Annotated in this window: 12 protein-coding genes; 6 read left to right on the forward strand and 6 right to left on the reverse strand. The window is 66.8% G+C overall.

Features of this window, described 5'->3' with window-relative positions; translation table 11 throughout:
- Positions 1-123 precede the first annotated feature (123 nt).
- On the forward strand, positions 124-585 hold the full coding sequence (locus tag ON41_RS08730) for an NUDIX hydrolase (protein ID WP_040746730.1): 462 nt from the start codon (positions 124-126) through the stop codon (positions 583-585).
- Here ON41_RS08730 and ON41_RS08735 read toward each other — a convergent pair.
- From ON41_RS08735 to ON41_RS08750, 4 genes are all read right to left on the reverse strand, one after another.
- Positions 582-2,054 (reverse strand): B12-binding domain-containing radical SAM protein, encoded by a 1,473-nt coding sequence (locus ON41_RS08735; RefSeq protein WP_040746732.1) that lies wholly within the window; start codon positions 2,052-2,054, stop codon positions 582-584. The two genes, ON41_RS08730 and ON41_RS08735, sit on opposite strands and share 4 nt — an antisense overlap.
- Complete coding sequence (locus ON41_RS08740; protein WP_040746892.1) at positions 2,020-2,739, reverse strand: DNA glycosylase family protein; 720 nt, start codon at positions 2,737-2,739, stop codon at positions 2,020-2,022. Before ON41_RS08740 ends, ON41_RS08735 begins: the two co-directional genes overlap by 35 nt.
- Positions 2,740-2,819: 80 nt before the next feature.
- Positions 2,820-3,470: a dTMP kinase gene (locus ON41_RS08745; RefSeq protein ID WP_040746734.1), complete on the reverse strand. Its 651-nt coding sequence runs from the start codon at positions 3,468-3,470 to the stop codon at positions 2,820-2,822.
- 107 nt (positions 3,471-3,577) lie between these two features.
- A complete protein-coding gene (locus ON41_RS08750) occupies positions 3,578-3,871 on the reverse strand; it encodes a hypothetical protein (RefSeq protein ID WP_040746735.1) in 294 nt (97 codons plus the stop codon).
- A gap of 403 nt (positions 3,872-4,274) precedes the next feature.
- Between ON41_RS08750 and ON41_RS08755 the strand changes: the two genes are divergently transcribed.
- The 4 genes from ON41_RS08755 to ON41_RS08770 all read left to right on the forward strand — a co-directional run bounded on the left by ON41_RS08755 (position 4,275) and on the right by ON41_RS08770 (position 9,030).
- Complete coding sequence (locus ON41_RS08755) at positions 4,275-5,615, forward strand: helix-turn-helix domain-containing protein (RefSeq protein WP_040746736.1); 1,341 nt, start codon at positions 4,275-4,277, stop codon at positions 5,613-5,615.
- Positions 5,597-6,292, forward strand: coding sequence for a RibD family protein (locus ON41_RS08760; RefSeq protein WP_040746737.1), 696 nt, complete (start codon positions 5,597-5,599; stop codon positions 6,290-6,292). Before ON41_RS08755 ends, ON41_RS08760 begins: the two co-directional genes overlap by 19 nt.
- A 447-nt stretch (positions 6,293-6,739) precedes the next feature.
- Positions 6,740-8,083 carry a lipase family protein gene (locus ON41_RS08765; RefSeq protein ID WP_051161145.1) on the forward strand — a complete coding sequence of 448 codons (1,344 nt, stop codon included), beginning with the start codon at positions 6,740-6,742 and terminating at the stop codon, positions 8,081-8,083.
- Between the two features lie 242 nt (positions 8,084-8,325).
- Complete coding sequence (locus ON41_RS08770) at positions 8,326-9,030, forward strand: hypothetical protein (protein ID WP_040746739.1); 705 nt, start codon at positions 8,326-8,328, stop codon at positions 9,028-9,030.
- Here ON41_RS08770 and ON41_RS08775 read toward each other — a convergent pair.
- The gene (locus ON41_RS08775; RefSeq protein ID WP_040746740.1) at positions 9,027-10,238 is read right to left on the reverse strand and encodes a cytochrome P450 family protein; all 1,212 of its coding nucleotides are present in this window, start codon (positions 10,236-10,238) and stop codon (positions 9,027-9,029) included. The genes ON41_RS08770 and ON41_RS08775 overlap by 4 nt on opposite strands.
- Before the next feature lie 334 nt (positions 10,239-10,572).
- The gene (locus tag ON41_RS08780; RefSeq protein WP_040746742.1) at positions 10,573-10,791 is read right to left on the reverse strand and encodes a hypothetical protein; all 219 of its coding nucleotides are present in this window, start codon (positions 10,789-10,791) and stop codon (positions 10,573-10,575) included.
- Positions 10,792-10,945: 154 nt separating this feature from the next.
- Between ON41_RS08780 and ON41_RS08785 the strand changes: the two genes are divergently transcribed.
- Positions 10,946-11,878, forward strand: a complete 933-nt coding sequence (locus ON41_RS08785) for a helix-turn-helix domain-containing protein (protein ID WP_083905223.1) — start codon at positions 10,946-10,948, stop codon at positions 11,876-11,878.
- The last annotated feature ends 8 nt before the right edge of the window (positions 11,879-11,886 follow it).

Here is an 11,886-nt window from a genome sequence, read left to right on the forward strand (position 1 = left end):
CTGATTTCGCCCCGATTCGACAGGACGACACACCGTGCCCGGCACACGGCCGAACGATCGGCGATCGGTCCACTCGTGGCGTATTCTTCGCGCCGACCCCGGACCTTCTAGGAGACACGGCTGATGGCGGACCGTCACCTGATCGACGTCCATGTCCTACTCACCGACAAGGACGATCGGTTGTTGCTCACCCGACGGCGGGGGAGTGACGAGTTCGATGGGCGGTGGCACCTTCCGAGCGGCAAACTCGATGCGCTCGAGCCGATCTCTGTGGCCGCTGCTCGCGAGGCATATGAGGAGGTCGGCGTGTCGATCGACCCTGCTGACCTGCGCGTAGTCCACGTAACCCATGTTGCCGGGTCTGGTCCGGAGCCTCGACTCGGTGTTTTCCTGCATGCGAGCAGCTGGCGGGGTGAGCCGTCGAACCGGGAGCCGGAGAAGTGCTCGGCCGTGCGTTGGTTCTCGCTGGGCGAGTTGCCCGAGGACGTGATCGAGTACCCAGCCGTGGGCATCCGCGCGTTCCTCGAAGGTGAAGCGACGTCGTTCAGTGAGCACGGCTGGGAACCGGTACAGGCGGCCGTCTAGGTGTGCATGCGAGCGTATTGAGTGCGGCTGAGGTAGCTCAGTTTGTCGTGGACGTAACCGACGGGGGCGTCCGAAAGCTGTAGCCCGACAGAGAAGTTGAATTCGTCGCGGCCGTACATGCTCTCGTCGACGCCTCCTGAGGTCAGGTCTACCGGCGCGTAGTCGAGCAGCTGTTCAGCACTGTAACGGCCGGTGGCCATGAGGCGCGTCCATTCCGGTGTCCCGGGGTACGGGCGGAACTCGAAAACCGAGGCGCGGAAATGACCGGGCCGGTGATCGGCTGCGTCCCACAGGCGGTGGATCAGCGCCTCGGTGTCGTCCATCTGCTGTCGGGTCTCGCCGGGGAAACCGAGAATGAAATAGCCTTTGACGCTGATACCCCGGTCGAGCAGTCGCTCGACCACGCGCACGGCCATGTCTGGGGTGATCCGTTTATCGATGTAGTGCAGCATCTCCTCATTGCCGGATTCGACACCCAACGCCACCTCTCGTAACCCGTTGCTCGCCAGAGTGTTCAGTGTGGTGTCCGTCGCGCGATCGAGGACGTTGATGCGCCCGGTGGCGTCCCAGCGTGCCCATTCTCCGATTCGTTCTGCGGTGAACCCGGTCATCATCGTGTCGATCACTCGCCGTGCGCCCAGGAACAGGTCGTCGACGAAGCGGAAGGCGGTCACGCCCCGCCGGCCCCGCAACTCGAGCATTTCGGCGATGATGTTGTCCGGTCGGCGGGTTCGGATCGTGATGTCCGGGTTGGCGCTGACTGCGGCGCCGCAGAACGAGCAGTTGTAGGGGCAGCCCCGCGCCCCGACCATATTTGCTTCCCAGCGCCCGGACTCGAAATGCGGGTCTTGGCACAGGTATCGGCGGTCGACGAACGGTAGTTCGTCGACCGGCGGGGCAAGGTGGTGCGATGTGCCCGGCATTCCGCCGGTCACCGGCGTTTTCAGCAGCGGATCCAGCCACATCACGGCTGGGAGTCGGGAGCGATTGCGGTGGTCGGCGAGAAGTTCGACCACTCGTGTTTCCGCCTCACCGAGCACGAGTGCGGCACATCCGCGCATCCGAGGGTCGGCGAGGATCTGCGTCGGCATCGCCTTGGCTTGGTGTCCTCCCAGCATGAGGCGAACGTCCGGGGTGATGCCGGCGGCGATCGTCGCCGAAATCTCGTAGGTCGGTGCCAGCAGGTTCATGCCCGCCCACCGCGGCCTGGCTGCGTTCACGATGTCGATCGTCTGCTGGACGCCGAGGCCGTGAGCTTCGGCGTCGAGAACCCCGACGTTGTAGCCCTGTTGGGCTGCATAGGTGGCGATGTATGCCATGCCCAGTACCGGCAACGTGAAGTCGTTGACCCTGGGTCGGATCGAATAGTCACGCAGTGGTGCGTTGATCATCAGCAGGTCGAGCGGGTGGTGCGGGTCCGCTCCGGCGATCGGATCATGACGTGCGGGAGCGGTCGGCTGGTTTTCCATGGCGAATCCCCCATGCGAGAGTGAGAAGTGTCCACGCGGACAACTGGTTTCCGGCCACCTCTTCCCAGGCGGCCTTGAATGCGGGCGCGCCCTGCGGCCATTCCCGGTCGGGATTGAGCTGCCGCGCCGCCGGTTGGACGGCGATGTCCGAGTAGTCGTAGTGACTGAAATCGTTGGTGTAATCGGCAACTGTGGTGCGGGCGGTCCACGCACCGATCCGTGGTATCGACTGCAAAGCCGTCACGAGGTCGACCGCCGGGAGTGTCGCCCACTGGTCGCCGCGCTCCAGATAGGCGCCGGCCGCGGCCCGCAGCGCGGGCATCGGGAATTTAGCGCCGACGGTCTGGAATTCGTCGTCGGTCAAGGTGAGGATCCGCTCCGGGGTGGGGAACAGCCACGCAGTGAGTTCGTCCCGCGTCACAGCCTGCCCGTAGCAGGTACAGAACCGGACATAGCGGGTGCGAGCATGGTCGGCTCTGATCACCTGCCGCATGATCGCGGCCGACAATGCATCCCACAGCGATGGATTCGCCACGCGCGCAACGACCCCTGCGGCCTTCAGCGGTGCGATCAGGTCGTCGGGCCCGGACAAGGCACTCGGGTCCACTCGGTCGATGTGAGCGGAACCGCCGCCGAGATCGACCAGCGGATCACCGCTGTCAGCGCGGGTCGCCGTGACCAGCACGGCCGTATCCCGGTGGGCAACAGCCCGGTACGGCTCCCCGGTGACACTGGTCAGCCACCCCGGCTGGTCGGTCATGATCGTCATGCAGATCTCCCTTCGTCGAGCGAGGCGCGAACGCCGTCGGGCAGTAGTGGCGCGATCAGGTCGCTGATCATCCCCGCTGTCTGATACGGCCGCCGGTTGGTGCAGTCGATCACCTGTACCGGCCACCCCACCGCTTCCAGATCGGCGGCAACGACATCGAACAGCGCCGCCTCGCGAGTCGTGGAACCAGGGTCTCGTTCGAAGCGGTTGTGTGGCCCGCCCTCCCGACCTTCCAAACACTCCCTGATCCATGCCGGGTCTGCGCGCAGGATCACCGCCAGATCCGGAACCCGGATGCCGGTGTTCAACGCCCACACCGTCTCGGCCGGCACACCATCGAGTACTTGTAGCACCAGCGACGACGGCAGGTACCGATCGCACACTACGACCTTGCCGGCCTCGAGTTCGGGGACGATCTCGGTGTTCTGTTGCTGGTGCCGGTCACCGGCTACCAGACACGCCAGTGTCATTCCGTGATAACTATCGGCCTGTGCTCGAATGTGGGACCCGAGGACCGTCCGCGATGGCTGACATGTGTGGAGCACCGGCACATTCCGTTTCGAGAGGTAGTCGTGTACTTCCCGTGTGACCGTGGTTTTCCCAACCCCACCGGGGCCGTCGAGTGTGACAAGAATTCCTGTGCCCACGAGCTTCCTCCCTGAATTACGTTGCAGGGCATTGAATCTCCCTGCATCTTCCGTACTGTGTCGTTGCCGCTCAGCCGCCCCTCAGGCCCATGAATTCAAGGTTCCTCTCAATTGATGCGCCCGGAGTCGGGCTTCAGTCGCCCCGCGTCGCGGAGCGTCTGGTACGCGGCGCGTTTACGTGGGCAGTCCTCGCGACGGCAGGCTTTGTGCAGCTGCATCACTCGGTGCGCCTGCGGGATGGTGAACGGCCGCCCCGGCGGTGCGTGCGTCCACACCAAGATCCGGGTCGGTTCCTCGGCCGTCTCGGTGTCGTCCAGTTCCTCGCGCACGAACACCGCCACTACCGCGGTGAACACCACGACCAGCGCGACGAGCGTCCACCAGCCCGCTGCGGTGCTCATGACGCGTCCGGGTCGAGCACTACCCGGTAGCTGACGAACGGGCACTCACCAGGTACCAGTCCGTCATGCGCGGTGATCCGGCCGTGCTCGTCCAAGGGGACCAGCATTCCGGGTGGGCACATCCGTGAGGGGCACCCGACCTGCACCAGGTTGCCGCTGCCGTCCATGCCAGCTATCGCGCACGCTGACGCGTAGATCCATGGTCCGTCTGACACTTCGCCTCCCTGCACCGGTCGGTCGTAGGCACCCACCGTCGGGGAGCCGGTTCGGGGATGTTTCGGCTACGAACCCGACGGCGGGGCCACATCAACCATTTCCCAATTGGCCTGGTCAGACCAGGTACCGACGGTGTACCGAAGGGGTACTCTCGGTGCACTCAACCTGTTGATTAGGGGCTCAACGGATGAATGTGTGCTCGAAATGGACCGGCCGTGAGGCGCTGGCCTTGCGGGAGGCCACCCTGCTGGGCCAGGAAGCGTTTGCAGCCTGGGCTGGAGTCTCTGTCGAGGCTGTGAAGAAGTGGGAGCGTCGCAAGGAAACTATTCAGCTCACTCCGCGGTACGCCCAGCAGCTGGATCGGAAGCTGCAGCAAGCCGAAACCGGCGTCGTCGAGCGGTTCTGGTCGATACTGGGTGGTCCGGCTACCGTGGGCGTCGATGCCGCGCGCAAACTTGGTGCGCTGCTGGAATCGGGTATCGACGCTGACTACGTGTTGGTGCCGACCCGTACGGCGACGGGAGAGGTTGTTCTGGTGTCGGTGCCGCGCCGCAATTTCATTCTCGGTATCGGAGCCGGGGTCGCCGGTGCCGCGTTGTCCTCACCGCCGCTGGCCGCTATGTTCGCCGACACGAACATCGACCACGTACAGCACTTCCTCGATAAGCGGATGACGATCATCGAGTCCGACAACCTGTACGGCGCGAAGGAAACGCTGCCCGAGGTGCTGACGGCGATCGCGCGGATGCAGGCGTTGAGGCGCGCCAAAGTCGTTGATTCGCAGACGATTCTGCGACTGCTGGCCATGTACGCCGAGACAGCGGCCTGGCAGTTTCAGGACCAGCGCCTGTTCGATGAGGCGCAGCACTGGGCGGAGAAAGCCCTCACCTGGTCGCACCAACTCGGGGACAACTACTACGTGGGGTTGGCGCTCGTGCGCATGAGCCAGCTGGCGTGCGACATGGACGATTACGAAGGCGGCCGGGAGTTTGCCGAGGAAGCCAGACGTTCGGCGCCACCTGACTCGTTGTTCGCCGCGGCGGCTGTCACTTTCGGCGCTCACGCCCAAGCGCTGGCGGGCGAACCGGCCGGGAGTTCCCGCGCCTACGACCAATCGCGGGCGATGGTGGATCGCGCCGACACAGATCCCGAGTGGGGGTTCTTCCTGGACCAGTCCTACATCGACGCCCACGAGGCATACAGCTTGGCCGAGACAGGCAAATTCCGCTCTGCCGCGCTGCAGTTCGCGGACGCCACCGCGCGTATGCAGACAGGCTACCCACGAGACAAGGGCGTCTATCTGGCTCGGGCCGCAGTCGCACAGATGGCGGCCGGGGAAATCGAGCCGGCTGCTCAGCTCGGCCTCGAAGCGCTCCACATCGGGATCGGCACCGAGTCGGGCCGGATCATGTCGAAGGTGGTACAGCTGGGCGAAGGGATCGACTCTGCCAGCACGCAGCCCAACGTCGGCGAGTTCGTCACCGCGTACAAGGAGTGGAAGGACCCGAGTTGCCCCGACCCTACGTAGTCTCATCCGTTGCAGTCAGCATCGACGGCTATATCGATGACACGATTCCCGAGCGGCTTCACCTGTCGAACTCGGAGGATTTCGACCGCGTCGACCAGGTGCGAACCGAGTCGGACGCGATCCTCATCGGCGCGGAAACGCTACGGCGCGACAACCCGCGGCTGATTATCAAGAGCGACGATCGACGAGCGGCCCGCGTTGCGGCTGGCAAACCGGGACATCTGCAGAAGATCGTGGTCACTCGATCCGGTGACCTTGATGCCGCCGCCAACTTCTGGCATCACGGTGTCGACGAACAACGGCCGATCGTATACACCACCGAAGCCGGTGCGGAGAAACTGGGGGATCGCCTCGGAGAGCTTGCCACCGTGGTGTCGCTGGGCGAGGCAGTCGACTTCGCCGCGCTGCTCGATGACCTCGGAGACCGCGGAATCGGGCAGCTGATGATCGAAGGCGGTACCAGTATCCACACCGCGGTGCTCTCGGCCGGTCTCGTCGACGAACTTCACGTCGCTGTCGCACCCCTGCTGGTCGGGCAAGCCGATGCACCACGGTTCGTGAACCCGGCAGAGTTTCCGGGCGGCACACGGCGACGGATGCGGCTGGTGGACATCACGCAGGTAGGCGACGTCGCATTGCTTCGATACCACCCCAAGCAGGAATCCTCCGACGGTTAAGCTTCGGTGCGCGGTTTCGGCGGCAATGCCGGAGTTATCGGCGCCGTGCTCTCGGCGTAGCCGTGGGTTTTGCGCTGGTGTTGTCCGCGGGCGTCAACACGCAGCGTGGGCACAGCTGGCCGCCGGTAACTGGCCTTGTTGCCGCGAGGGCAACGAATTCGACCAGGCCGACCCAGCTTCTGTTGTTGATTCGTGCCCAGCCTCGCAGTAGGCCGGGCACGGTCCCGGTTAGGTTGAGCCCGCCGACCTTGATCCTCATGGTCCGCGGGGCTGCGCACGACCGGGCCATGTAGCCGCGCTTGTGCAGTCGAACAAGTCGTGCTGATCGATGTCGAATTACTGCCGATAGTGCCCCGGCGCGGGCGGTCGTACTGTGCAGGAAAGCGGTGTTTCGGCCGCGTGAATCATCCCGGTGACGCGGGATCGGTGGATGGGGAGTTGTTGTCGATGAGGACAGCGTTACGTCGTCGGGTGCTGCCGTTGGCGGCTGCGGGCGCGTTGTTGGCGAGTGCGCTCGGGAGCGGGAGCGCATTCGCCGATCCGGATTTCCCGCCCTCGTTCCCGCCCGATCAGAATCAGCTGCCGCAATTGCCGAGCGAGCCGGATATCTATGACGCGCTGCCCGTTCCGGCGCCCGACAACGATCCCTGGTACGCCGATCCGCCGAATCTCGCGGAGCTGAATCCCGGCGACATCATCCGCGACCGGGTGGTGCAGACCCGGCTGGTGGGCATTCCGGTTCCGGTGTTCACCAAGCAACTCCTGTTCCGCACCACCGATGTGCACGGTCGGCCCATCGCCACGGCCACCACCGTCATCGTGCCCGGTATCCCGTGGGTGGGCAGCGCGCGGCCGGTCGTCTCGTTCCAGGAGGCCATCGACTCCACCGATTCCTCCTGCAATCCCTCGCACACGCTGCAGGTCGGCACGTTCAAGGAGATCGCGCTGGCACAATTCTGGATCGCGCAGGGATTCGCGTTCAACGTGCCCGACTTCGACGGCAAGTTCAATACGTTCAACACCTACGACGAGGGCCAGATGGTTCTCGACAGCCTGCGCGCGATGAAGAACGACGCCGCGCTGGGCCTGCGCGATTCCGGTATCGCCATGTACGGCTTCTCCGGCGGCGGTTCGGCCACTGCGCGGGCCGCCGAATTGCGGCAGAGTTACGCGCCCGACGTGAATATCGTGGGCGCCGCATTCGGCGGCGTGCCACCGAGTCTCGGCGCCATCGCCGATTACGCCACGGTGCCCCGGCCCGGTATGACCGGGATGAGCAGCTTCACCATGTGGCTCGGCGCGGCCGCGCTGGCCCGGGAATTCCCGGACGAATTCGATCCGAGGCGGATGCTGAATGCCGAAGGGCAGCAGATCATCCGGGATCTGCGGAGCCGCTGCGTGTATTCCGCCGCGCTCACGGGAATGTACCGGCCGATCAGCGACTACTACGCGCCCGGCTCGCTCGGGCTGAACGATCCCGACGTGCAGCGGGTGTTGCGGAGCCAGAGTCTCGGCAAGCACGTGCCCGATATCCCGCTGCTGTGGTGGAACGGAGTGTGGGACGAGCTGATTCCGACCTCGATCGTGCTGCCCACCGTCAACGACTACTGGCAGCGGGGCGCGGACCTGCGCTACTACACCATGCCGGTGCCCGAGCACATCACCAACGCGGTCGCGGGCTGGCCGCCGGCCACGGCCTGGATCAGCGCGATCCTGCGCGGCCTGCCCCCGGGCCCGACGTTCAAGCTGGACTATCCCTCGCCGCTGCCCCCGGGATTTCCGGGCGCCTGAGGATCCGGAACCCCGACCCGCCGACGTCCGGATTGCCGTGAGCCTCAGAATCCCGAACCCCGACCCGCCGACGTCCGGATTTCCGGGAGCCTCAGAATCCCGAACCCCGACCCGCCGACGTCCGGATTTCCGGGAGCCTGACGGTCGGGGTCCGTAATGTCGGGGCCGTGGGTGACAATCGAGGTCTCGGGGAACATATCCGCGTCCCCGGCACGGAGTCACCGGAACGGGGGAGCAGCCCTATGTCCTTCGCACACCAGGATCGGCCGGTGCCGGTCGCCGAGAGCGAGCGCCGGAAGCCGCTCGACTACAGCAATTTCGGCGTCGTGCGGGGGCTGATCAGGACCCGCCTCTACTCGACCGAGTCCGTGGGAGTGGACGTGGTCCGGCGCGTGGTCGCGCCGGGCCTGGTCCAGCGGGTCGTGATCGATCGGGGAGACGCCGTCCTCGCGGTCACTTACGACCTGTTGCGGCACTGGTCGATCGACGAATTCCAGCTGTTCCTCCTGGCCGAGCGCAACGTGCGCGCGGAGGGCGGCGTCCTGCTCCACCGCGCCGACTTCGACCTCCCGCTCGCCGCGGGCCTGCCGCCGCTGACGCTGCTGGCCGGGCCGGAATACCTGACCGCCCATGCCCGCTGGCTCGGGGACTACCCCGTGACCGGCCCCGGCGGCGCACTGCTGATCATGCCGTCGAAGCAGATCATGTACGCCTATCCGATCACCGGTCCCGAGGCGTCCACGGCCGTGACGGTGCTCGCGCAGCTGGCGATCGTGTCGTATGCCGACGAGGCCTGGCCGATCAACCCCTGGGTGTACTGGTGGCGCAACGGGAATCTGGATCTCGCCGCCACCACCCGCCACGACGACGAACATCTCGAGGTCCGCCCCACCGGGCGTTTCCAGCGGTTCGTCGCGAGCCTCGACGGGCCGCCGACGCGCGCTTAGCGCGGGGAGATCCGGACCGGGAGTGCGGTGAGGCCGCGGATCAGAAGGCTCTTGCGCCAGGTCAACTCGAGATCCGGATCGGCCGCGAGGTCCGGGAACCGGTCCAGCAGCCGGGTGAGCGCGATGGTGGCCTCCATCCGGGCCAGGGCCGCGCCCACGCAGAAGTGGATGCCGTGCCCGAAGGCCAGATGCCGGTTGTCGGTGCGGGCGGTATCGATGCGGTCCGGGTCGGTGAAGCGCTCCGGATCGCGATTCGCGGCCGCCAGCGAGATCATGATGAATTCGCCGGCCTCGATGTCCTGGCCGCCCAGCGTGATCGGGGCGGTGGTGTAGCGGGCCGTGGCCAGGTGGACCGGGCCCTGGCAGCGCAGCAGTTCCTCGACGTAGCCGGGGATCTGCTCGGGATCCGCCCGCAGCCGCTGCCTGGTGGACGGATCGCGCAGCAGTTCGAGCACCGCGTTGCCGATCAGGTTGACCGTGGTCTCGTGCCCGGCCGCGAGCAGCAGCAGGATCAGCGAGATCAGTTCCTGCTGCTCGAGCCGGTCGTCGTCGTCCGAGGCGGCGATGAGTTCGGAGAGCAGGTCGGCGCCGGGGTTCGTGCGGCGCCGGGCGATGAGGTCCGTCAAATAGGTGAAGAAGGCCACGCCGGCGTTGGTGCGGTCACCGACCGGGGCCGAGTCGTCGACGATAACGGCTGTCCAGGAACGGAAGTCGTCCTTGTCGTCGTCGGGGACGCCGAGCAGTTCGCAGATCACCGCGATCGGTAGTGGGAACGCGAAGCTGTCCAGCAGGTCGACGCTGTCGCGGGTGGCCATGGCGTCGAGCAGGCCGTCGGCGAGGGCGGTGATCCGCGGGCCGAGGTCCCGGACGGCGCGCCCGGCGAACGCCGGGGCGATCAGGCGCCGCAGCCGGGTGTGCTGCGGCGGGTCGGCGAACAGCATGTTGTCGTTGATGACGCCGTTGAACTGGTCGGCGGCGCCGTGTTTGGCGAGGACGGCCTGGCCCTCGGGGGAGCCGATCTGCTTGCTGATAGTCGGCTCCACGAATGCCTGCCTGGCCACGTCGTGGTCGACGATCAGCCAGCCGACCACACCGTCGAGCCGGATGCGGTGGATGGGACCCTGCCGGCGCAGTGTCCGGTAGGTCGCGTGCGGGTCCTGATAGAACTCGTCGGTCAGCTCGAGGATCTCGGTGGCCGCAGTGTGCACTTGCCCTCAGTCCTTTCGGCGTTACGGAAAAACGGTCCGGCTAGCGCCGATGCAGTCTCCGCATCCGGTCGGCGAGGATATGCGCGCGCCCGCGGGAGATCGTGACGGTACGGCGGGCCGATACGGCCGGTGCCGCGCGGCGCCCGGCGATCGATCGGCCGGGCCTGCATCGGTGGAAAGGGTCGAGCGGCGGTGACCGTAACAATCTCGTGGCGCGGGCCCGAAATTCCGCGCGCGTGTCCGGCGGGCTCGGCGTGCCGCGAGAACGCGAGGGCGGGACCGTGACCCGGACGGCCTTCCCGCGCAAGGCGTTCAGCTCGAGGAGTGTCCGGCCCTACGCGGCGCCGGGCGACACCGCCTGGGCGTCGCGGAGTTCCTGCTCGATCGCCAGCGCGGCGTGACGCTGCCCGGACGCCCGTAACTGCGCGATCCGCTCGTAGACGGCCGTGATGCCGTATTCCCTTGTGACATCCAGAATTCCGACGCGGTGGACAAGGCGCGGAGGGGATGTCACGGTGGTGGTGACGGCCGTGGTGCGGATGGCATCGGTCACGAGGGTCCCCCTGTAAGACGCGGTCCCGATGTGTGCAATTCGAGTCTACCGTGCCGTTGCACGTGCAGCAGCACGTGCAACGCTCGTGGCGATACGGCCGAAGGTGTTGTGGCACACTCGATGACGCGCTACGGCGATTCGTTCAGGAGGAACCGTGATCGGGAGCAACGCAGCCAGGGCCGAATCCGCTGGTGGAGGCGGTCCGGACGCGGACCCGGCCCTACTGCGCCTGGTGCTCGGCGCGCGGTTGCGGCGTCTTCGCGAGGCCGCGGGCATCAGCGGGCAGGCCGCGGGCCAGGCGATTCGCGCCTCGCATTCCAAGATCAGCCGGCTGGAGGCGGGGCGAGTCGGGTTCCGGGCCATCGATATCGACGACCTGCTGACCCTGTACGGCGTGGACGATCCCGCCACCCGCGCCGAATTCCAGCAGCTGGCGGAGCAGGCGAACGCCACCGGCCGCTGGCAGGTCGACGGCGACTACGCCGGGCAGCGCCTGGACACCTACCTGGCGCTCGAGGACGCCGCCTCGGTGGTGCGCTCCTACGCCCCCGGCGTGATCCCCGAACTGTTGCAGACCGCCGCGTACGCGCACGCGGTCTCCGCGATCGCCCGGCCCGGATCCACCTCGGAGGTGCAGCGGCGCGTCGAACTGCTGATGCGGCGGCAGCGCCTGCTCCGGCGCGCGGACGCGCCGAAGGTGTGGCTGGTGATCGAGGAGGCGGTGCTGCGCCGCCCGCTCGGCGGCGTCGACATCTGGCGCGATCAGCTCGGCCATCTCGCCGCCGTCGCGGCCCGCGCCGAGGTCACCGTGCAGATCCTGCCCGACCACATCGGCGGCCCCGCCATCAGCTCCGTGCCGTTCACGCTGCTGCGCTTCGCCGAACCCGACCTGTCCGACATCGTCCACCTGCACCACGCCACCGGCGCCCAATTCCTCGACCGGCGTGGCGATCTGGACACCTACCACGCGATCTGGGACCGGCTGTGCGTGCACGCCGCGCCGCCGGAACGCAGCCTGGACCTGATCGCCTCCCTCGCCGCGGACCGCGCCGCGCGCTCGGAGACCCCGCACACCTGGGACCGCTGACCCGATCG

This window comes from Nocardia transvalensis NBRC 15921 (assembly GCF_000308875.1).
GTDB lineage: Bacteria > Actinomycetota > Actinomycetes > Mycobacteriales > Mycobacteriaceae > Nocardia > Nocardia transvalensis.

Bases quoted from the DNA above. Each gene is read 5' to 3' on its own strand.
- ON41_RS08730 (WP_040746730.1), top strand. From the start codon at position 124: ATGGCGGACCGTCACCTGATCGACGTCCATGTCCTACTCACCGACAAG.
- ON41_RS08735 (WP_040746732.1), bottom strand. From the start codon at position 2,054: ATGGAAAACCAGCCGACCGCTCCCGCACGTCATGATCCGATCGCCGGA.
- ON41_RS08750 (WP_040746735.1), bottom strand. From the start codon at position 3,871: ATGAGCACCGCAGCGGGCTGGTGGACGCTCGTCGCGCTGGTCGTGGTG.
- ON41_RS08755 (WP_040746736.1), top strand. From the start codon at position 4,275: ATGAATGTGTGCTCGAAATGGACCGGCCGTGAGGCGCTGGCCTTGCGG.
- ON41_RS08765 (WP_051161145.1), top strand. From the start codon at position 6,740: ATGAGGACAGCGTTACGTCGTCGGGTGCTGCCGTTGGCGGCTGCGGGC.
- ON41_RS08770 (WP_040746739.1), top strand. From the start codon at position 8,326: ATGTCCTTCGCACACCAGGATCGGCCGGTGCCGGTCGCCGAGAGCGAG.